This window comes from Pseudomonas sp. AMR01, from assembly GCF_041946035.1.
GTDB classification, from domain to species: Bacteria; Pseudomonadota; Gammaproteobacteria; order Pseudomonadales; family Pseudomonadaceae; genus Aquipseudomonas; species Aquipseudomonas antarctica_B.
On sequence record NZ_JAUTYR010000003.1, the window covers coordinates 123,994 to 143,940 of the forward strand.

At 60.5% G+C, this 19,947-nt stretch carries 18 protein-coding genes; 7 read left to right on the forward strand and 11 right to left on the reverse strand.

Annotated elements, in window-relative coordinates; translation table 11 throughout:
• The first annotated feature begins 180 nt into the window (after positions 1 to 180).
• Together Q7C20_RS04080 and ubiA are read left to right on the forward strand one after the other, a co-directional pair.
• Complete coding sequence (locus Q7C20_RS04080; RefSeq protein ID WP_375065636.1) at positions 181 to 744, forward strand: chorismate--pyruvate lyase family protein; 564 nt, start codon at positions 181 to 183, stop codon at positions 742 to 744.
• Positions 744 to 1,634, forward strand: a complete 891-nt coding sequence (gene ubiA, locus Q7C20_RS04085; RefSeq protein WP_348055408.1) for a 4-hydroxybenzoate octaprenyltransferase — start codon at positions 744 to 746, stop codon at positions 1,632 to 1,634. The genes Q7C20_RS04080 and ubiA overlap by 1 nt, the downstream gene beginning before the upstream one ends.
• A gap of 253 nt (positions 1,635 to 1,887) precedes the next feature.
• On the opposite strand, the gene Q7C20_RS04090 is transcribed toward ubiA, so the two are convergent.
• Entirely contained in the window at positions 1,888 to 2,265 is a 378-nt protein-coding gene (locus Q7C20_RS04090) for a hypothetical protein (RefSeq protein WP_375065638.1), read from the reverse strand.
• 153 nt (positions 2,266 to 2,418) lie between these two features.
• Between Q7C20_RS04090 and phoB the strand changes: the two genes are divergently transcribed.
• The 3 genes from phoB (at position 2,419) to Q7C20_RS04105 (ending at position 6,086) form a co-directional block, all read left to right on the forward strand.
• The gene (gene phoB / locus Q7C20_RS04095; protein WP_003231714.1) at positions 2,419 to 3,108 is read left to right on the forward strand and encodes a phosphate regulon transcriptional regulator PhoB; all 690 of its coding nucleotides are present in this window, start codon (positions 2,419 to 2,421) and stop codon (positions 3,106 to 3,108) included.
• A gap of 81 nt (positions 3,109 to 3,189) precedes the next feature.
• Positions 3,190 to 4,476 (forward strand): phosphate regulon sensor histidine kinase PhoR, encoded by a 1,287-nt coding sequence (gene phoR / locus Q7C20_RS04100; protein WP_375065960.1) that lies wholly within the window; start codon positions 3,190 to 3,192, stop codon positions 4,474 to 4,476.
• 269 nt (positions 4,477 to 4,745) lie between these two features.
• Entirely contained in the window at positions 4,746 to 6,086 is a 1,341-nt protein-coding gene (locus Q7C20_RS04105; protein ID WP_375065641.1) for a hemolysin family protein, read from the forward strand.
• Between the two features lie 149 nt (positions 6,087 to 6,235).
• Here Q7C20_RS04105 and Q7C20_RS04110 read toward each other — a convergent pair whose 3' ends face one another.
• The 7 genes from Q7C20_RS04110 to Q7C20_RS04140 all read right to left on the reverse strand — a co-directional run bounded on the left by Q7C20_RS04110 (position 6,236) and on the right by Q7C20_RS04140 (position 15,889).
• Positions 6,236 to 7,144: a response regulator gene (locus Q7C20_RS04110; RefSeq protein ID WP_375065643.1), complete on the reverse strand. Its 909-nt coding sequence runs from the start codon at positions 7,142 to 7,144 to the stop codon at positions 6,236 to 6,238.
• Positions 7,145 to 7,311: 167 nt separating this feature from the next.
• Positions 7,312 to 8,073: a phosphate signaling complex protein PhoU gene (phoU, locus tag Q7C20_RS04115; RefSeq protein ID WP_375065645.1), complete on the reverse strand. Its 762-nt coding sequence runs from the start codon at positions 8,071 to 8,073 to the stop codon at positions 7,312 to 7,314.
• A 71-nt stretch (positions 8,074 to 8,144) separates the two neighbouring features.
• The gene (gene pstB / locus Q7C20_RS04120) at positions 8,145 to 8,978 is read right to left on the reverse strand and encodes a phosphate ABC transporter ATP-binding protein PstB (RefSeq protein WP_056860879.1); all 834 of its coding nucleotides are present in this window, start codon (positions 8,976 to 8,978) and stop codon (positions 8,145 to 8,147) included.
• Between the two features lie 190 nt (positions 8,979 to 9,168).
• Positions 9,169 to 10,839 carry a phosphate ABC transporter permease PstA gene (gene pstA, locus Q7C20_RS04125; RefSeq protein WP_375065648.1) on the reverse strand — a complete coding sequence of 557 codons (1,671 nt, stop codon included), beginning with the start codon at positions 10,837 to 10,839 and terminating at the stop codon, positions 9,169 to 9,171.
• A 15-nt stretch (positions 10,840 to 10,854) separates the two neighbouring features.
• Entirely contained in the window at positions 10,855 to 12,888 is a 2,034-nt protein-coding gene (locus tag Q7C20_RS04130) for an ABC transporter permease subunit (protein WP_375065962.1), read from the reverse strand.
• A 386-nt stretch (positions 12,889 to 13,274) separates the two neighbouring features.
• Entirely contained in the window at positions 13,275 to 14,261 is a 987-nt protein-coding gene (locus Q7C20_RS04135) for a phosphate ABC transporter substrate-binding protein PstS (RefSeq protein WP_375065650.1), read from the reverse strand.
• Between the two features lie 338 nt (positions 14,262 to 14,599).
• A complete protein-coding gene (locus Q7C20_RS04140; protein WP_375065652.1) occupies positions 14,600 to 15,889 on the reverse strand; it encodes an MFS transporter in 1,290 nt (429 codons plus the stop codon).
• Between the two features lie 517 nt (positions 15,890 to 16,406).
• On the opposite strand from Q7C20_RS04140, the gene Q7C20_RS04145 reads away from it, so the two are divergent.
• Together Q7C20_RS04145 and Q7C20_RS04150 are read left to right on the forward strand one after the other, a co-directional pair.
• A complete protein-coding gene (locus tag Q7C20_RS04145) occupies positions 16,407 to 16,811 on the forward strand; it encodes an acyl-CoA thioesterase (protein WP_003176975.1) in 405 nt (134 codons plus the stop codon).
• Positions 16,812 to 16,868: 57 nt separating this feature from the next.
• Positions 16,869 to 17,768: a D-hexose-6-phosphate mutarotase gene (locus Q7C20_RS04150; RefSeq protein ID WP_375065656.1), complete on the forward strand. Its 900-nt coding sequence runs from the start codon at positions 16,869 to 16,871 to the stop codon at positions 17,766 to 17,768.
• Positions 17,769 to 17,886: 118 nt separating this feature from the next.
• On the opposite strand, the gene Q7C20_RS04155 is transcribed toward Q7C20_RS04150, so the two are convergent.
• The 3 genes from Q7C20_RS04155 to Q7C20_RS04165 form a co-directional block, all read right to left on the reverse strand.
• Positions 17,887 to 18,423, reverse strand: coding sequence for a DUF3299 domain-containing protein (locus tag Q7C20_RS04155; RefSeq protein WP_348057630.1), 537 nt, complete (start codon positions 18,421 to 18,423; stop codon positions 17,887 to 17,889).
• A 77-nt stretch (positions 18,424 to 18,500) separates the two neighbouring features.
• Positions 18,501 to 18,746, reverse strand: a complete 246-nt coding sequence (locus Q7C20_RS04160) for a GlsB/YeaQ/YmgE family stress response membrane protein (protein WP_348057628.1) — start codon at positions 18,744 to 18,746, stop codon at positions 18,501 to 18,503.
• Positions 18,747 to 18,851: 105 nt separating this feature from the next.
• Positions 18,852 to 19,937, reverse strand: coding sequence for a 5-(carboxyamino)imidazole ribonucleotide synthase (locus Q7C20_RS04165; protein ID WP_375065659.1), 1,086 nt, complete (start codon positions 19,935 to 19,937; stop codon positions 18,852 to 18,854).
• Between the last annotated feature and the right edge of the window lie 10 nt (positions 19,938 to 19,947).

A 19,947-nucleotide genomic window follows, 5' to 3' on the forward strand; every position in this document is an offset into this window, starting at 1 on the left:
GGTCCAGGCATCTTGGCCGGCGGTCGATAGACCCACGTTGCCGCGCGGCTCAGGGCGTTTTGTACTGATCGGGGCCGCCAGATGCAAGCGTGATCGACGCATGGGGCCGGTTCGGCTCGGCAAAACTCCAGGGCGCCATGGTAAGCTCGCCGCCTCTTTTGCTGCCGATACTGACTCACCGTGCCGCACTCAATCGTCCCTACCGATGCTTGCCAATGGCTGACCCAGAGCCTTCTGAGCCCCCTGCCTGCGCCCTTGACTCTCAACTGGCTGTTCGATGAAGGTTCGCTGACGCGGCGGCTGACGTGGCTGTCAGACGACGGTTTCAGCGTGACGCCGTTGCTCGAAGGCTGGCAGCCGCTGCGTGATGATGAATGCGCCGCCCTGAACCTGGCGCCGGCCACTGTCGGTTGGGTGCGTGAGGTGTATTTGCGCGGGCATGGTCAGCCGTGGGTGTTTGCCCGCAGCGTTGCATCGCGCAGTGCCTTGCAGGGCGACGGCTTGCACATGGATGCGTTGGGCAGCCGCTCCCTGGGTGAATTGCTGTTCTGCGACCGGGCGTTCACCCGCCAGGTGATCGAGGTGTGCCATTACCCTCGGCAATGGCTGCCCACGGCAGATCAGGCCGATGGACTGTGGGCCCGCCGCTCGCGCTTTGATCGCGGGGCGTTGAGCGTGCTCGTGGCGGAAATCTTCCTGCCGAGCTTCTGGCACGCGTTGCACGACCATCCGGAGAACCGCTGATGTATCAACGCTTGCTCAAATCCCTGAATCGCCTGAACCCACGGGCCTGGGATTTCATTCAGTTGACCCGCATGGACAAGCCAATCGGCATTTACCTGCTGCTGTGGCCGACGCTGTGGGCGCTGTGGATTGCCGGCAAGGGCTCACCGTCGTTTATCAATATCGTGATTTTTGTGCTGGGCGTGGTGCTGACCCGGGCTGGCGGCTGCGTGATCAATGACTGGGCCGACCGCAAGGTCGACGGCCACGTGAAGCGCACCGAGCAGCGCCCGCTGGTCAGCGGCAAGATCAGTTCGAAAGAGGCGCTGGTGTTTTTTGCGCTGCTGATGGGTATCAGTTTCCTGCTGGTGCTGCTGACCAATGCCACGACCATTCTGCTATCCCTCGGCGGTTTGGCGCTGGCGGCGAGCTATCCGTTCATGAAGCGCTACACCTATTACCCGCAGGTGGTATTGGGTGCGGCGTTTTCGTGGGGCATGCCGATGGCGTTCACCGCCGAAACCGGGCATTTGCCTGCCGCAGCGTGGCTGCTGTACATCGCCAACCTACTGTGGACTGTGGGTTATGACACGTATTACGCGATGACTGACCGTGATGACGACCTGCGGATCGGGGTGAAATCTACAGCGATTTTGTTTGGCGATGCCGATCGCATCATTATCTTGAGCCTGCAGGGTTTGTCGCTGGTCTGCCTGTGGCTGGCGGGCCTGCGGTTCGAGCTGGGCGGTTGGTTTCACCTGGGGTTGCTGGCGGCGGCTGGGTGTTTTGCCTGGGAGTTCTGGTACACCCGGGACAAGGACCGGATGAAGTGCTTCAAGGCGTTTTTGCACAACCACTGGGCAGGGCTGGCGATTTTTGTGGGGATTGTGGCGGATTACGGGTTTCGCTGAGCCGGGCTGTGAGTCTTGTTGTGGCGCGCGGGCTTGTTGTGGCGAGCGGGCTTGCCCCGCGTTGGGGCGCGAAGCGGCCCCTTTCAGGACCACCGCGCTGTTTCAGATTAACCGGGTTGCCTGGTCTCAGGGCCGCTTCGCAGCCCAACGCGGGGCAAGCCCGCTCGCCACAACAAGCCCACTGGCCACGGCAAGCCCACTGGCCACAATAAGCCTACTAGCCACAACAGGCCCGCTCGCCACAGGAATCACCTCAGGGCTTGATGATGTGCCACGCTCCGCCCTTGCCATCACCGGTCTTTTCACCGGCCTTCGTGTCTTCCTTGTAGGTGTACACCGGTTTGCCGTTGTAAGCCCACTGACTGGTCTGGTCATCACGGGTGATCACCGTCCACTTGCCCGCAGGCTTGTCGGTAGACTCCGCCTTCAGCGGCGGCCAGTTGGTCGCGCACTGGTCTTTGCACACTGATTTGCCGTCGGCGTCCTTGTCGAAGGTGTAGAGGGTCAGGCCCTTGTGATCCACCAACATACCGTCTTTGGTCATTGCCGGCTCTGCGGCGAACGCCAGGGTTGGCAGTGTCAACGCAGCCGTCACCAGCAGGGCTTTCCAGGAAATAGTGCGGTAAGTCATCGGAACCTTCCTTTTTTGGTTGTCAGGATTCGGACCCAAAGGGTAGTCCAGAGTGCCGTTATTTGCCCGAGCGACTAAATTACTGTCACACGACTGCAATAATTCCGTTATCTAATGCGGCGCAAGACAGTTAAATGACAAGAGGATTTAGGCATGGTTGGCAGGAGCATTCTGATCGTTGACGACGAAGCGCCCATTCGCGAGATGATCGCCGTTGCGTTGGAAATGGCCGGCTATGACTGCCTGGAGGCGGAGAACTCCCAGCAGGCCCATGCCATTATCGTTGACCGCAAGCCGGACCTGATCCTGCTTGACTGGATGCTGCCTGGCACCTCTGGCATCGAGTTGGCGCGCCGCCTCAAGCGTGACGAGCTGACCGGGGATATCCCGATCATCATGCTCACCGCCAAGGGTGAAGAGGACAACAAGATCCAGGGGCTTGAAGTCGGCGCCGATGACTACATCACCAAGCCGTTTTCCCCACGGGAACTGGTCGCACGTCTGAAAGCTGTACTGCGCCGCGCCGGCCCTACCGATGGCGAAGCGCCAATTGAAGTGGGCGGCCTGATCCTTGACCCGATCAGCCACCGCGTGACCATCGACGGCACGCCGGCTGAAATGGGCCCCACCGAATACCGCCTGCTGCAATTCTTCATGACTCACCAGGAACGTGCCTACACCCGTGGCCAATTGCTCGACCAGGTCTGGGGCGGCAACGTGTACGTGGAAGAGCGCACCGTGGACGTGCACATCCGCCGCCTGCGTAAAGCCTTGGGCGATGCCTACGAGAATCTGGTACAAACCGTGCGCGGTACCGGCTACCGGTTTTCGACCAAGGGCTGAGCCGGTCGCTGCCTGACTTAACTGCTGACAAGGACGCGTGTTCAAGTGAATCAAAACTGGCATGGCACCCTGATCCGCCACATGCTTCTGTTGATCACCGGCTGCCTGGTGGTTGGCCTGGTCACTGGCCAATATGGCTGGGCGCTGGCCGTGGGCATCGGCCTGTACCTGGGCTGGACGCTCAAACAACTGCTGCGCCTGCATGAATGGCTGCGCAAGCAAAAACACGACGAAGCACCGCCCGATGGCTATGGTTTGTGGGGCGAGGTGTTTGACAGCATCTACCACCTGCAACGTCGCGACCAGCGTGTACGCGGGCGCCTGCAAGCGGTGATCGACCGGGTGCAGGAATCCACCGCCGCGCTCAAAGACGCGGTGATCATGCTCGACAGCGACGGCAACCTGGAATGGTGGAACCGCGCCGCCGAGACGCTACTGGGTCTGAAGACGCCTCAGGACAGCGGCCAGCCGGTGACCAACCTGGTGCGCCACCCGCGCTTCAAGGAGTACTTCGAACAGGAGAACTACGAAGAAGCCCTGGAGATCCCCTCGCCCGCCAATGACCGCGTGCGCATCCAGCTCTACCTGACGCGCTACGGCAACAACGAACATTTGATGCTGGTGCGCGATGTCACACGCATTCACCAGCTGGAACAGATGCGCAAAGACTTCGTCGCTAACGTATCCCACGAACTGCGCACGCCGCTGACGGTGATCTGCGGTTACCTGGAGACGCTGCTGGACAACGTCGACGAGATCAACCCGCGCTGGAGCCGTGCCCTGCAACAGATGCAGCAGCAAGGCTCACGCATGCAGACCTTGCTCAATGACCTGCTGCTGCTGGCCAAGCTGGAAGCTACGGACTACCCGTCGGACAACCACCCGGTGGCGGTGCAAAGCTTGTTGCAGACCATCAAGAACGACGCCCAGGCGCTCTCCGGCGAACGCGGGCAGCACATCAGCCTGGAAGCCGATGCGTCGATCCTGCTCAAGGGCAGCGAAGGCGAATTGCGCAGCGCGTTCTCCAACCTGGTGTTCAACGCCGTGAAGTACACACAGGACAAGGGCAATATCCGCATCCGCTGGTGGGCCGACGAACACGGGGCGCACCTGAGCGTGCAGGACTCCGGCATCGGCATCGACGCCAAGCACTTGCCACGCCTGACCGAGCGTTTCTACCGCGTTGATTCCAGCCGCAACTCCAACACCGGCGGCACCGGCCTGGGTTTGGCCATCGTCAAACACGTGTTGCTGCGCCACCGCGCACGCCTGGAAATCAGCAGTGTGTTGGGGCATGGCAGCACCTTTACCTGCCATTTCCAGCCGGCGCAGATGACCCGTTCGCAGGAGCTGGGGAATGATGAGTAACCCAAAGAAGACGCAGCGCTAAATGTGGGAGCGGGCTTGCTCGCGAATGCGGTGGGTCAGCCAACACATCTATACCTGACCCACCGCATTCGCGAGCAAGCCCGCTCCCACATTGGATCTACATCGTTTTTGAGAGCGTATTCCAGGGCCCGCCCGGCAGCAGGCACTAGGCAAGCGCCCCGTCAGCCGCTACATTGGCCGACTTGCGCCTGCCTTTCAGGCCCTTCTGTCACTCCTTATTGAACACACGGAACCTGCAAAACCCCATCATGGACCCTTCCCCTGGCATCACCCTCGCGACACTCTTTGCCGACTTCGGCATGATTCTTTTTGCACTGATCCTGGTACTGCTCAACGGTTTCTTCGTTGCGGCGGAATTCGCCATGGTCAAACTGCGCTCGACCCGGGTCGAGGCCATCGCCCACACCAACGGCTGGCGCGGGCAGATCCTGCGCACCGTGCACAGTCAGCTCGACGCCTACCTGTCGGCCTGCCAGTTGGGTATCACCCTCGCCTCCCTGGGTCTGGGCTGGGTCGGTGAGCCGGCGTTTGCGCACATCCTCGAGCCGCTGCTGGGCGCCGTCGGCGTGCAGTCGCCTGAAGTGATCAAGGGCGTGTCGTTCTTTGCCGCCTTCTTCGTGATCTCCTACCTGCACATCGTGGTCGGTGAATTGGCGCCCAAATCCTGGGCCATTCGCAAACCCGAGCTGCTGTCGCTGTGGACGGCGGTGCCGCTGTACCTGTTCTACTGGGCCATGTACCCGGCGATCTACCTGCTCAACGCCAGCGCCAACGCCATCCTGCGCATCGCTGGCCAAGGCGAGCCTGGCCCGCACCACGAACACCATTACAGCCGGGAAGAACTCAAGCTGATCCTGCACTCCAGCCGTGGCCAGGACCCCAGCGACCAAGGTATGCGCGTCCTTGCGTCCGCTGTGGAAATGGGCGAGCTGGAAGTGGTCGACTGGGCCAACTCCCGGGAAGACCTGGTGACCCTGGACTTCAACGCCCCGCTCAAGGAAATCCTTGCGCTGTTCCGCCGCCACAAATTCAGCCGCTACCCGGTGTATGACGCGGTGCGCAACGAGTTCGTCGGCCTGCTGCACATCAAGGATTTGCTGCTGGAACTGGCAGCCCTGGACCACCTTCCCGAGTCGTTCAACCTGGCCGAGCTGACCCGCCCGCTGGAGCGTGTCTCACGGCACATGCCGTTGTCGCAGCTACTGGAGCAGTTCCGCAAAGGCGGCGCACACTTCGCCCTGGTGGAGGAAGCCGACGGCAATATCATCGGCTACCTGACCATGGAAGACGTGCTCGAAGTGCTGGTCGGCGACATCCAGGACGAACACCGCAAGGCCGAGCGCGGCATCCTGGCCTACCAGCCGGGCAAACTGCTGGTGCGCGGCGACACGCCGTTGTTCAAAGTGGAACGCCTGCTGGGTGTCGACCTGGACCACATCGAAGCCGAGACCCTGGCCGGCCTGATCTACGACACGCTTAAACGCGTGCCGGAAGAGGAAGAAGTGCTGGAAGTCGATGGCTTGCGGATCATCATCAAGAAGATGAAAGGCCCGAAGATTGTGCTGGCCAAGGTGCTGTTGCTGGATTGATCAACAACACCTTCAGCCAATCAATGAAGATCAAACTGTGGGAGCGGGCTTGCTCGCGAAGTCGGTAGATCAGTCGATACATTCGGTGACTGATAGTCCGCCTTCGCGAGCAAGCCCGCTCCCACATTAGTTAGACGGTGCTCTTTAGATCATGCACCCGGCACAAAATGCTTCTGCGCCGTGCCGCGCGCGATCAGGCGGGAGATGTAGTCGAGCTTTTGCGCATCCTGGTCGATAAACCGGAAGGTCAGTTGCAGCCAGTCGCTGTCGGGCCTGGGCTCGTAGGCGACGATGGCGTGCAGGTAACCGTTGAGGCGGGCGACTTCGGCGTTGTCGCCCTGCTCAAGGTCGAGTACGGCACTTTCCAGTACCTGAGGCAGCACGTCAGTGCGACGCACCACCAGCAGCGCTTCCTTGATGCTCAGCGCCTTGATCACACACTGCTGAGTACCACTGGATAGACGCAGTTGGCCCTGGCCACGACCGCTGGCCGGCGATGCAGAAGCCGGCGCTTGCACGGGAGGCGTGTTAAGCAAGCCTTTATTAGGCGCTGCCGCGACCGGGGCCGGGGCTGACTTGACCGCTTCGGGTTTACCGCCCGTCAGAGCGCTCAGGGAATCGTTGCCGAACGCCGAGTTCATTTTGGTCGGCGCACTGGCGATCAGGGCGTCGAGACGGCCGATCTTGTGCAGGGCCTGCTTGACCTTGTTCAGCAGCTGTTCGTTGGTGAACGGTTTGCTGACATAGCCGGAAACCCCGGCCTGGATCGCCTGCACCACGTTTTCCTTGTCGCCACGGCTGGTCACCATCACAAACGGCATGGCCTTCAGGTGCGGTTGTTCACGGCACCAGGTCAGCAGCTCAAGGCCGGACATCTCGGGCATTTCCCAATCGCACAGCACCAAGTCGAAGGTTTCGCGCATCAGGACGGATTGCGCCTTCTTGCCATTCACCGCGTCTTCAATCTGGATCCCCGGGAAGTAGTTGCGCAGGCACTTCTTCACCAGGTCGCGGATAAACGAGGCGTCATCCACCACCAACACACTGACTTTACTCATCGACCCTTCACCCTATAAAAACGTCGGCACGCAAACGCCTGACCGATGGCATTTTGCCAAAACTCGCGGTTCACAGAAGGACTTTATGTCGCCTGCCGTGCAAATAATTCAGAGGCCACAAACGAAAACGCCCGGCCAATGGCCGGGCGTAAATTTCTCGGGCAACCTTACTTATCGTCAGTTTCGCCCGAAACATTAGGGATTTGGTCGGCTGTGCCCTCAACTTCGGCTTTCATGCGCTTGAGGCCCATGTGCCGCACGTCGGTGCCGCGTACCAGATAGATGACCAGTTCGGAGATATTGCGCGCGTGGTCGCCGATCCGTTCCAGGGAGCGCAGCACCCAGATAATGTTCAAGACGCGCGAGATAGAGCGCGGGTCTTCCATCATGTAGGTGGCCAGCTCGCGCAGCGCGGTTTTGTATTCGCGGTCGATGATCTTGTCGTACTGGGCTACCGACAACGCCAGGTCGGCGTCGAAGCGGGCAAACGCGTCCAGGGCATCACGCACCATATTGCGCACCTGGTCGCCGATGTGACGCACCTCCACGTATCCGCGTGGCGCTTCGCCTTCCTCACTCAACTGGATGGCGCGGCGGGCGATCTTGGTGGCTTCGTCGCCGATGCGCTCAAGGTCAATCACCGACTTGGAAATGCTGATGATCAAACGCAGGTCGGACGCCGCCGGTTGGCGACGGGCCAGAATGCGCAGGCATTCTTCGTCGATGTTGCGTTCCATCTGGTTGATCTGGTCATCAATTTCGCGCACTTGCTGGGCCAGGCCCGAGTCGGCCTCAATCAGCGCAGTCACGGCGTCATTGACTTGCTTCTCCACCAGCCCACCCATCGCCAGGAGGTGGCTGCGCACCTCCTCAAGCTCGGCGTTGAACTGCGCGGAGATGTGATGGGTAAGGCCTTCTTTGCTGATCATGTGGGTGTCCTTGGAGCGTCCGGTAAGGTGCGGGAAGCCGCAGCATTCAGTGCAATCAGAACCACCGCGGGCTAGCCGTAACGACCGGTGATGTAGTCTTCGGTCTGCTTCTTGGCCGGGTTGGTAAACAGGGTGTCGGTGTCGCCGAATTCCACCAGTTTGCCCATGTACATGAACGCGGTGTAGTCGGAAACCCGCGCCGCCTGTTGCATGTTGTGGGTCACGATAACGATGGTGAACTTGGATTTGAGCTCGTAAATCAGCTCTTCGACTTTCAGCGTCGAGATCGGGTCGAGTGCCGAGCACGGTTCGTCGAGCAGCAACACTTCCGGTTCCACGGCGATAGTGCGCGCGATCACCAGTCGTTGTTGCTGACCACCGGACAGGCCGAGTGCCGATTCGTGCAGGCGGTCTTTGACCTCGTCCCACAGCGCCGCGCCTTTCAGAGCCCACTCAACGGCTTCGTCGAGGATGCGTTTTTTGTTGATGCCCTGGATGCGCAGGCCATAGACCACGTTTTCGTAGATGGTCTTGGGGAACGGGTTCGGCTTCTGGAACACCATGCCGACGCGGCGACGCAGCTCGGCTACGTCTTCGCCCTTGCGGTAGATGTTGGTGCCGTAGAGGTTGATAGCACCTTCTACGCGGCAGCCGTCAACCAAGTCGTTCATGCGGTTGAACGTACGCAGCAGCGTGGACTTGCCGCAGCCGGACGGGCCGATAAAGGCGGTCACGCGCTGCTTGGGGATGTTCATGCTGACGTCGAACAGCGCCTGCTTTTCACCGTAGTACAGGCTCAGGCCCGGCACTTCGATGGCCACGGTTTCCTGGGCCAGGCTCAGGCTCTGCTTGTCGCGACCCAGTGCCGACATGTTGATGCCGTGGGTGTGGGTTTCATGTTGCATGGGATGCTCCCTGTGCTACCAATTCGTTGTGTTGGACCGCCGGGGGCGGTCTACTCGAAAATCTGTGTGTTACGCGATCCATGTGGGAGCGGGCTTGCTCGCGAAAGCGGTGGGTCAGCAGCACCTGTGTTTCTGATACGCCGTATTCGCGAGCAAGCCCGCTCCCACATTTAGTCCGCGTTCACTTCAATCAGCTGTCCAGCGCTTTGTATTTCTCGCGCAGGTGGTTACGGATCCACACCGCCGACAAGTTAAGCGTCGCAATCACCAGCACCAGCAACAGTGCAGTCGCATATACCAGTGGCCGTGCTGCCTCGACGTTAGGGCTCTGGAAGCCTACGTCATAAATATGGAAGCCCAGGTGCATGATCTTCTGGTCCAGGTGCAAATACGGGTAGTTGCCATCCAGCGGCAGCGACGGCGCCAGTTTCACCACACCCACCAACATCAGCGGCGCCACTTCACCGGCGGCACGGGCCACGGCGAGGATCATGCCGGTCATCATCGCCGGGCTGGCCATCGGCAGCACGATCTTCCACAGCGTTTCCGCCTTGGTAGCGCCCAATGCCAGCGAGCCTTCACGCACGGTGCGAGGAATTCGCGCCAAGCCTTCTTCGGTAGCCACAATCACCACCGGCACCGCCAGCAGCGCCAGGGTCAGCGAGGCCCACAGCAGACCCGGCGTACCGAAGGTTGGGGCCGGCAGGGCTTCGGAGAAGAATATACGGTCAACCGAGCCACCCAATACATACACGAAGAAGCCCAGGCCGAACACGCCGTAGACGATGGCTGGAACACCCGCCAGGTTGTTCACCGCGATGCGGATAATGCGCGTCAGGGCGTTCTGTTTGGCGTATTCACGCAGGTACACCGCCGCCAGCACGCCGAACGGGGTCACGATCATCGCCATGATCAGGGTCATCATCACGGTGCCGAAAATAGCCGGGAAAATCCCGCCTTCGGTGTTGGCTTCCCGTGGGTCATCGCTGAGGAATTCCCAGATCTTGCTGAAGTAGAAGCCGACCTTGGTCATGTAACCCATGGCGTTCGGCTGGTAAGCGTGTACCACTTTGCCGATGCCGATTTCCAGTTCTTTGCCGTTGGCGTCGCGGGCGGTCAGGCTGTCGCGGTTGAACTGGGTGTGCAGGTCTGCCAGGCGCGCCTCGATGTCCTGGTAGCGAGCATTCAGCTCGGCACGGCCGGCATCCATGTCCGCCTGTGCGGTGGCGTCCAGCTTGCCTTCCAGCTCGAGCTTGCGACCGTGCAAGCGGATGCGCTCAAGCCCGGCGTTGATCGCGCCGATGTCGGTTTTTTCCAGGCTCTTGAGCTGGGCAGCCAGCTTGTTCACGCGGTCGACGCGGGCTTGCAGCTCAGGCCACGCGGCCTCGCCTACTGCGATGACTTTGCCATCCTGCTTGACGTTAACCAGGGTGCCGTAGAAGTTACCCCACTCGCGGCGCTCGATGGCCATCAGCTCCACGGGCTTGGTCTGGTCCTTCAACCACTCGCCGACGATCCAGGTGAAATCGTTGCCGTTCAAGTCACGGTTGCCGACCTTGATCAGCTCGCGGGTCATGAATTCCGGGCCTTGGTCCGGCACCGGCAGGCCAGCGCTTTTCAGGCGCTCGCGGGGCACTTCTTCTTTCTGCACCACTTCGCCGACGACGATATGGTTTTCCTGGCCCGGCACGCTGTAGTTGGCCTGGATCAGGTCAGCCGGCCAGAAATGGCCCAAACCACGCACGGCAATCACGGCCAGCAAACCAATGGTCATGATGACCGCGATGGACACCGCGCCACCACTGATCCAGACGCCGGGGGCGCCGCTCTTGAACCATCCATTCAGGGAGTTCTGTTTCACAGACTTCTACCTTTCTTAAAGCGACGAGTATTTCTTGCGCAGACGCTGACGGATCAGCTCGGCGAGGGTGTTCATGATGAAGGTGAACAGCAGCAGTACCAGTGCCGAGAGGAACAGCACGCGGTAGTGACTACCGCCCACTTCCGACTCAGGCATTTCTACCGCGACGTTGGCCGCCAGGGTGCGCAGACCTTCGAACAGGTTCATCTCCATCACCGGCGTGTTACCAGTGGCCATCAGTACGATCATGGTCTCGCCAACGGCGCGGCCCATGCCGATCATCAGCGCCGAGAAAATCCCCGGGCTGGCGGTCAGGATGACCACGCGGGTCATGGTCTGCCACGGTGTGGCACCCAGAGCCAGCGAGCCCAGTGTCAGGCCGCGCGGCACGCTGAACACGGCGTCTTCAGCGATGGAGTAGATGTTCGGGATCACCGCGAAGCCCATGGCCAGGCCGACGACCAAGGCGTTGCGCTGGTCGTAGGTGATGCCCAGGTCGTGGGAAATCCACATGCGCATGTCGCCGCCGAAGAACCATGTTTCCAGGTACGGGCTCATGTACAGCGAGAGCCAGCCCACAAACAGGATCACCGGGATCAGAATCGCGCTTTCCCAACCATCGGGAACGCGCAGGCGGATCGATTCAGGCAAGCGGCTGAACACAAAACCGGCGACCAGGATGCCAATCGGCAACAGCATCAACAGGCTGAAAATCCCCGGTAGATGCCCTTCCACATACGGCGCCAGGAACAGGCCGGCGAAGAAGCCCAGGATCACCGTCGGCATCGCTTCCATCAGTTCGATCACCGGCTTGACCTTGCGGCGCAGGCTCGGGGCCATGAAGTAAGCAGTGTAGATCGCGGCGGCAACGGCCAGTGGCGCGGCCAGCAGCATGGCGTAGAACGCGGCCTTCAAAGTACCGAAGGTCAGCGGGGCCAGGCTCATTTTAGGTTCGAAGTCGGTGTTGGCGGCGGTCGATTGCCAGACGTATTTAGGCTCGTCGTAGTTCTCGTACCAGACCTTGCTCCACAACGCGCTCCACGAGACTTCCGGGTGCGGGTTGTCCAGCAGCAACGGTTGCAGCTTGCCGCCGGCTTCCACGATCACGCGGTTGGCCCGTGGCGACAGGCCGAACACGCCTTGGCCGTCGACCACCGGGTCGACCAGCAAGGTGCGGTGGGCGGTGCTGTGGAACACGCCGAACTTGCCGGAGGCGTCGAGGGCGGTGAAGCCTTTGCGACGTTCTTCGGCAGTGATTTCAACGATGGGCGCAGTGCCCATCTGGAACGTACGAATCTGCTTCAGGCGTTGCTCGCCATCCGGGTCGCGGGCCATGAACCACTGGGCCAGGCCACCTTTGGAGTTACCGACGATCAGCGAGATACCGCCCACCAGCTGGGTGCTGGCGGTGATTTCGGAGTTGCCGTCTTCGAGCAGTTTGTAGCGACCGTTGAGGCTCTTGTCGCGCAGGCTGAAGACGTCAGCAAGGGCGCGACCGTTGATCACGTATAACCACTGCTGACGCGGGTCGATGAAGATCGCCTTCACCGGCTCGGTCATTTGCGGCAGCTCGATACGCTTCTGCTCGCTGGTGACTTCGCCGGTCATCATGTTTTCTTCGCGGCTCAGGCTCAGCACGTTCAAGTAGGAACCTGCGGAACCTGCAACCACCAGCGAGGAGTCGGTGGCGTTGAGCGCGACGTGCTCCAGCGGGCGACCCTGCTCGTCAAGGACGATCGGCGTTTCGCCGTAAGGGTATTCAATCGCTGGCGTAATGGTTTTCTTGCCGTCCGGGTAGGACACCTTATAGGTGTGGCGGAACACCAGAGACTGGCCATTCGACAAACCCAGGATCACCAGCGGGCTGCCCGGCTGGTCTTCACCGATAGAGGCAACGCTGACGCCCGCCGGGAGCGGCAGGTCGACACGCTTGAGCTCGGCGCCCGTGCTCACATCAAAGAACAGCGCCTGGCCCTTGTCGGAAACCCGCATGGCGACCTGGTTCTGTTCTTCGAGGGAGATCATCAACGGCTTGCCGGCGTCCTGGATCCACGCTGGGGTCAGCGCCTCTTCCTTGGTCAGCGAGGCGCCTTGAAACAGGGGCGCGACAACATAAGCCAGGAAGAAGAAGATCAGGGTAATGGCGCCGAGGACGGCGAGGCCGCCGATCAACACGTACCAACGGGTCAGGCGATCTTTGAGCGCGCGAATGCGGCGCTTGCGTTGCAGCTCAGGCGTATTGAAATCAATGCGCTTGGGAGGAGAAGTCGTCGTCATGGTGGAATTGGCCAGATCATTCATGCGCACACCCTAACGGTCCTGTATGACAGAAAGATGACAGTGCAGTGACGCAACAAAGCCGCCGCGTAGCAGAGCTGGCAGCGGGCTAAAAAATTTGAGTGGCGGGGCCGGTGAGCCGGCCCCGCGCAGGCAACTTAGTTGCCTTCTTTCAGACCCAGGTCAGCCAGTGCCTTGGCGGCAACTTTGGCTGGCAGAGGGATGTAGCCGTCCTTGACTACAACTTCCTGGCCCTGTTTGGACAGAACCAGTTTCACGAACTCAGCTTCCAGCGGGGCCAGAGGCTTGTTCGGGGCTTTGTTGACGTACACGTAGAGGAAACGCGACAGCGGGTATTTGCCGTTCAGGGCGTTTTCTTCACTGTCTTCGATGTAGTCAGTGCTGCCTTTCTTGGCCAGGGCTACAGTCTTCACGCTTGCAGTCTTGTAGCCGATGCCCGAGTAACCGATGCCGTTCAGCGAGGAGCTGATCGACTGCACGACCGAAGCCGAGCCTGGTTGTTCGTTCACGTTTGGCTTGTAGTCGCCTTTGCACAGGGCTTCTTCTTTGAAGTAGCCATAGGTGCCGGATACCGAGTTACGACCGAACAGTTGAACCGGCTTGTTGGCCAGGTCGCCGGTCACACCCAGGTCACCCCAGGTTTTCACATCGGCTTTGCCGCCGCACAGACGCGTCGAGGAGAAGATTGCGTCGACCTGTTCCATGGTCAGGTGCTGGATCGGGTTGTCTTTGTGTACGAAGACAGCCAGGGCATCCACAGCCACCGGGATAGCGGTTGGCTTGTAGCCATACTTTTGTTCGAAGGCCGCCAGTTCGGTGTCCTTCATTTTGCGGCTCATCGGGCCCAGGTTGGAGGTGCCTTCAGTCAGCGCAGGTGGCGCAGTGGCGGAGCCAGCGGCCTGAATCTGGATGTTAACGTTCGGGTATTCCTTTTTGTAGGACTCAGCCCACAAGGTCATCAGGTTCGCCAGGGTGTCGGAACCAACGCTGGACAGGTTGCCCGATACACCGGTGGTCTTGGCGTAGGCCGGAATTGCCGGGTCAACACCAGCGGCTACCGCGTTAGCGGTCGCAACGCCAGCAGCGACAAAAGTCATTGCCGCCATCAAACGTTTCAGTTTCATGCCTTGCTCCTAGCAGATAAGGATAGTTGGATCGGGGCCAAGTATCGGTAGGCCGTGTGAACACTCTATGTCCGCAATGTGACAATTAGATGAAAGGCCAGCATTTATGAAAACTCTGACAGAAAGGGGGAAGATCAGTAAAAACGGGGCGTGCGAGGAGGTTGAGGCGCTATTTCAGAAACACTCTGTAACCGTTGGCAGAATACAAAACCTGTGGCAGGGAGCTTGCTCCCGTTGGGCTGCGTAGCGGCCCCAGATAAGGCGGGAGCGCTACGCACTCCAGCGCGAGCAAGCTCGCTCGCCACAACAAGCTCGCTCGCCACAGGGTTATCAGTGAATTAACGCCCGCGCTTCCACAGGTAACCACCCACCAACATCCCCATCACGCACAGCACGGCGACATAGTAAGCAGGGCCCATCGGGCTTTCCTTCATCAGCAGCGACACCGCCAGCGGCGTCAGACCGCCAAACACGGCGTAGGCGACGTTGTAGGAGAACGACAACCCACTGAACCGCACCACCGGCGGGAAGGCTTTCACCATCACGTAAGGCACCACGCCGATCACGCCCACAAACAGGCCGGTCAAGGTGTACAGCGGGAAAAGCCAGTTCGGGTGGTCAATGAGGCTGTGATAGAGCGTCCACGAGGTCGCCAGCAGCAGCAGGCAACCCACGACCAGCACGCGGCCTGCGCCAAAGCGGTCGGCCAGGGCACCGGAGGCGATGCAGCCCAGGCTCAAGGTGACGATGGCCATGCTGTTGGCTTGCAGCGCTATGGTCGGGCTGAAGTGGTAGACGGTTTGCAACACGGTCGGGGTCATCAGAATGACCACCACCACACCGGCCGACAGCAGCCAGGTCAGCAGCATCGACAGGACGATGGCACTGCGATGGTCGCGCAATACCGCGCGCAACGGCAGTTCGGCCGCCAGGGTTTTGCGTTGCTGCATCTCGGCGAAAATCGGCGTTTCATGCAACCAGCGACGCAGGTACACCGACAGCAGGCCGAACACGCCACCCAGCAAAAACGGGATGCGCCAAGCGTAATCCGAAACCTGTTCCGGGCTGTACAAGGTGTTGATCGCGGTAGCCACCAGCGAGCCCAGCAAGATGCCGGCGGTCAGGCCGCTGGTCAGCGTGCCGCAGGCGTAGCCGATATGGCGCGGCGGTACGTGCTCGGAAACGAACACCCAGGCGCCCGGTACTTCGCCGCCAATCGCTGCGCCCTGGATGACGCGCATCAGCAGGAGCAACAGCGGCGCCCACAGGCCGATCTGCGCGTAGGTGGGCAGCAGGCCCATGATCAGGGTCGGCACGGCCATCATGAAAATGCTCAAGGTGAACATTTTCTTGCGGCCCAGCAGGTCGCCGAAGTGCGCCATGATGATGCCGCCCAGCGGGCGCGCCAGGTAGCCGGCGGCGAAGATGCCGAAGGTCTGCATCATGCGCAGCCATTCAGGCATGTCGAGGGGGAAGAACAGTTTTCCGACCACGGTGGCGAAAAACACGAAGATGATGAAGTCGTAAAACTCCAGCGCCCCGCCCAAGGCAGACAGCGACAGGGTTTTGTAGTCGTTGCGGGTCAGCGGGCGCGAAGGTTGCGCACTGCTTGCGGGCACGGAGGACATGGCAAGGCTTCTCTTATTGTCAAAATTGCGAACGCGAGACCCCGGCACGTGCCAGGGTCGGTTTGGCACGATAGCAAATCGCCCGCAAAAGCACAGCGTTGCTTGACGCCCGCGGTTGCACAGGTAAGCGCCGACACACAGGCGCCACGGAGTAAGCCGGACCCATCGGGCTCTCTTGAAACAGCACCTCACAGACTGCCAATACTGCCGCCATGAGCACAGTTGCGGGAAAAAGCCGCCATACAGCCGCGATTAGCCGACCAAATGAGCCCCGAGAGGTCGTCGCGGCGCCAGCGTCTCGATATACTCGGCCCTTGCCAGCGCCAAACCCGCTGGCTTGAGGGGCTGCTGCGCCAAAGCGTCGTTGGGTGCCACCCAGCCGATTTGGCAGAGTTTCCCTTTAGTTCGCCTTACGAGAAACGCATCACGCGGTGTATGTTGGTGCTGAAACGTTTTTCCAGAAGACGGCTATCCACTTGAAGTACCCGAAGCGTCACGGGTCAGAGGCACCCTCGGCATGATCGAACTCGAACAAGAAGATCCAATCCCGCAAGGCGATCTCGCCCTGCAAATCACCGCGCTCCCGCGTGAAACCAACGGTTTTGGCGACATCTTTGGCGGCTGGTTGGTCGCTCAAATGGACCTCGCCGGCACAGCAATGGCCAGTAAAGTAGCGGGCGGGCGCGTGGCGACCGTGGCGATTGATCGCATGGCATTCCTGGTGCCAGTGGCCGTGGGCGCGCAGCTTTCCTTTTATACCCAGGCGCTGGAAATCGGCCGCAGCTCGATTCAGATGATGGTCGAAGTGTGGAGCGACGACCCGCTGTCCAGCGAATGGCGCAAGGTTACCGAAGCGGTGTTTGTGTTCGTCGCCATCGATGGCAGTGGCCGTACGCGTTCAGTGCCGTCGCGCGCGCGTTAAACATCGCCGGGTTTTGACGGTCAATTGCCCCATTGCCTGCCATAAAGAGTGCTCTGTATGCCTGTGCCCCACGTTGAAACCGTGAAAACCGACGAACTGGACTGCTGGCGCATCCGCCACAACGGCGCTGAATTGATGGTTGCCCAACAGGGCGCGCACATATTCAGTTATCAGCGCCAGGGCGAGCAGCCGCTGATCTGGCCGAACCCCGAGGCGGTGTTCAAGAAAGGCAAAGGCATCCGCACCGGCGTCCCGGTGTGCTGGCCGTGGTTTGGTGTATTCGACCGCAACCCCGATAGCGTCAAGGCGATGCGTCAGAGCGAACAGCCTGCCGGCGCCCACGGTTTTGTGCGCACGGCGATCTGGAAACTGGATGAGGTGATTCCGGTTGCCGATGCGTTGCAACTGGAGTTCTCGCTACCGGTGCCCGCTGGCGGCTTTCCCGGCTGGCCCCATCATGTCGACCTGACGTTAAGCCTGCTACTGGACGACCAGTTGCATATTCGCCTGACCAGCCACAACCGTGGCACCGACACCGTGACCTTAAGCCAGGCGCTGCACACCTATTTCGCCGTGAGCGATGTGCGCAACGTGCAGGTCGAAGGTCTGGACGGGTTGGCGTATATCGACACTGCAGACGGCTGGAGCAAAAAGACACAGTCGGGGTTGCTGTCGTTCACCGCCGAGACTGATCGCATTTACCTCAACACACCGACGCAGTTGAATATCGTCGATAAAGATTGGCAGCGTCGGATCCAGCTCACCAGCGAAGGTTCGAAATCGACCGTGATCTGGAATCCCTGGACCGAACGCGCCAAAGCGTTCGATGACATGGCCGATGATGGCTGGCAGGGAATGTTGTGCATCGAAACGGCGAATGTGCTGGATGATGTGGTGACCCTGGCGCCCGGTGAAAGCCATACCCTGGCCGTAAGCATCACCGGTATTACTCTGTAAACCCAATCAAAATGTGGGAGCGGGCTTGCTCGCGAATACGGTGTATCAGCTACATATACAGTGGCTGACACTCCGCTTTCGCGAGCAAGCCCGCTCCCACATTGGGTTCTTCGTCAATTTAGAGATCGGACTCTTTCACGGCCCTTACCTTCCCCGCATCCAGCGCATACGCCGCATCCGCGAGATCGTTATTCACCTTCTCCACTTTCAACGTGCCCGTGACCCACAGCGGCGTGTAGATATCATCCAGCTTCAAGCCCTTGGGATAACGCACCAGCACCAACTGGTTAGGCGGCGGTGGCGGCACGTGGATGCAGGCGCCCGGATACGGCACCAGGAAGAACAGCGTGCTACGGCCCTTGGCATCGGTTTCCAGCGGCACCGGATAACCGCCGATGCGGATGTTCTTGCCGTTCATGGCGGCCACGGTCTTGGTGGAATACATCACCGCCGGTAAGCCTTTGCTTTGCTTCAAGCCACCTTTGTCGGTGAACGTGCCTTGTGCTTCGGGGGAGTTGTGGTCAATTTCGGGCATGGCTTCGAGGGCTTTCTGGTCGGAAAGCGGCATCAGTTCGAGCCAGTCGGTTTCCGGCAGTTCGCCGGCGTGCGCCAGGCCTGAGCCCAGCAAGAGGAGAGTCAAAATAAGACGGCGCATGGAGAGGCTCGGCAAAGTCGGAAGCCGAGCATTCTAGCCCTCTGCGCCTGCGTAGCGCAGAGGGCTTCGTCGCTAAATTACTTTTTGCGCAGCAAGCCGTAAATCACCAGCAGCACGACGGCGCCGACCAGCGCACCGAGGAAGCCTGCGCCCTGGCCAGCCTGGTAGATGCCCAGTGCCTGACCACCGTAAGTGGCAACCAGCGAACCGGCAATACCCAGCAGGATGGTCATGATCCAGCCCATGCTGTCGTCGCCTGGCTTGAGGAAACGCGCGAGCAGACCGACGATCAAGCCGATGAAGATGGTTCCGATGATACCCATGGCATTTCCCTCTGTATGAAGTGAACTACGCAAAAGCCTAGTCAGACTTTAGCGTCCTGCAATGAGAGAGGCGGCGGCAACCAATGGTTCCCGCCGATTCCTGGATTACTGCTCGGCGATCAGCGCCTGGACCTTGAGGATTTGCGCGTCAAGTGTCGCGCGGTCCTTGCAACGCAGGTTGGCGTGGCCGACCTTGCGCCCGGCCTTGAAGGCTTTGCCGTAGTGATGCAGGTGGCAGTCGTCGATGGCGATGACTTTTTCCACCGCCGGCACCACACCGATGAAGTTGAGCATTGCGCTCTCGCCGACCTTGGCCGTGGAACCCAGCGGCAAGCCCGCCACCGCCCGCAGGTGGTTTTCGAACTGGCTGCACTCGGCGCCTTCGGTGGTCCAGTGCCCGGAGTTGTGCACGCGCGGGGCGATTTCGTTGGCCTTGAGGCCACCGTCGACTTCAAAGAACTCGAACGCCATCACGCCGACGTAATCCAGCTGCTTGAGCACACGGCTGGAATAATCTTCGGCCAGGGCCTGCAACGGGTGATCGGTGCTGGCCACGGACAACTTGAGGATGCCGCTGTCGTGGGTGTTGTGCACCAACGGGTAGAAGCGGGTTTCGCCATCACGGGCACGCACCGCGATCAGCGAGACTTCGCCGGTAAACGGCACGAAGCCTTCCAGCAGGCAGGCGACGCTGCCCAGTTCGGCAAAGGTGCCGACCACATCGGCGGCAGTGCGCAGGACTTTCTGGCCCTTGCCGTCGTAACCCAGGGTGCGGGTTTTCAGCACGGCCGGCAGGCCGATGCTGGTGACAGCGGCGTCGAGGTCTGCCTGGGACTGGATATCGGCGAAGGCCGGGGTCGGAATGCCCAGGTCCTTGAACATGCTCTTCTCGAACCAGCGGTCGCGAGCGATGCGCAGGGCTTCGGCGCTCGGGTACACCGGCACGAACTGCGACAGGAAGGCCACGGTTTCAGCCGGGACGCTTTCAAACTCGAAGGTCACCAGGTCGACTTCGTCGGCCAGTTGGCGCAGGTGGTCCGGATCGCTGTAGTCAGCACGCAGGTGTTCACCCAATGCCGCCGCGCAGGCGTCCGGCGCCGGGTCCAGGAAAGCGAAATTCATCCCCAGCGGAGTTCCCGCCAGAGCCAGCATGCGGCCCAGTTGGCCGCCACCGATTACACCGATTTTCATCAATCAACCA

What these genes read in the sequence shown, in the direction of transcription:
- Q7C20_RS04110 (WP_375065643.1), bottom strand. Translation starts at nt 7,144, where the DNA reads ATGAGTAAAGTCAGTGTGTTGGTGGTGGATGACGCCTCGTTTATCCGC.
- Q7C20_RS04090 (WP_375065638.1), bottom strand. Translation starts at nt 2,265, where the DNA reads ATGACTTACCGCACTATTTCCTGGAAAGCCCTGCTGGTGACGGCTGCG.
- phoU (WP_375065645.1), bottom strand. Translation starts at nt 8,073, where the DNA reads ATGATCAGCAAAGAAGGCCTTACCCATCACATCTCCGCGCAGTTCAAC.
- Q7C20_RS04135 (WP_375065650.1), bottom strand. Translation starts at nt 14,261, where the DNA reads ATGAAACTGAAACGTTTGATGGCGGCAATGACTTTTGTCGCTGCTGGC.
- ubiA (WP_348055408.1), top strand. Translation starts at nt 744, where the DNA reads ATGTATCAACGCTTGCTCAAATCCCTGAATCGCCTGAACCCACGGGCC.
- Q7C20_RS04165 (WP_375065659.1), bottom strand. Translation starts at nt 19,937, where the DNA reads ATGAAAATCGGTGTAATCGGTGGCGGCCAACTGGGCCGCATGCTGGCT.
- Q7C20_RS04150 (WP_375065656.1), top strand. Translation starts at nt 16,869, where the DNA reads ATGCCTGTGCCCCACGTTGAAACCGTGAAAACCGACGAACTGGACTGC.
- Q7C20_RS04160 (WP_348057628.1), bottom strand. Translation starts at nt 18,746, where the DNA reads ATGGGTATCATCGGAACCATCTTCATCGGCTTGATCGTCGGTCTGCTC.
- Q7C20_RS04105 (WP_375065641.1), top strand. Translation starts at nt 4,746, where the DNA reads ATGGACCCTTCCCCTGGCATCACCCTCGCGACACTCTTTGCCGACTTC.
- Q7C20_RS04145 (WP_003176975.1), top strand. Translation starts at nt 16,407, where the DNA reads ATGATCGAACTCGAACAAGAAGATCCAATCCCGCAAGGCGATCTCGCC.
- Q7C20_RS04140 (WP_375065652.1), bottom strand. Translation starts at nt 15,889, where the DNA reads ATGTCCTCCGTGCCCGCAAGCAGTGCGCAACCTTCGCGCCCGCTGACC.
- phoB (WP_003231714.1), top strand. Translation starts at nt 2,419, where the DNA reads ATGGTTGGCAGGAGCATTCTGATCGTTGACGACGAAGCGCCCATTCGC.
- pstB (WP_056860879.1), bottom strand. Translation starts at nt 8,978, where the DNA reads ATGCAACATGAAACCCACACCCACGGCATCAACATGTCGGCACTGGGT.
- Q7C20_RS04155 (WP_348057630.1), bottom strand. Translation starts at nt 18,423, where the DNA reads ATGCGCCGTCTTATTTTGACTCTCCTCTTGCTGGGCTCAGGCCTGGCG.
- phoR (WP_375065960.1), top strand. Translation starts at nt 3,190, where the DNA reads ATGCTTCTGTTGATCACCGGCTGCCTGGTGGTTGGCCTGGTCACTGGC.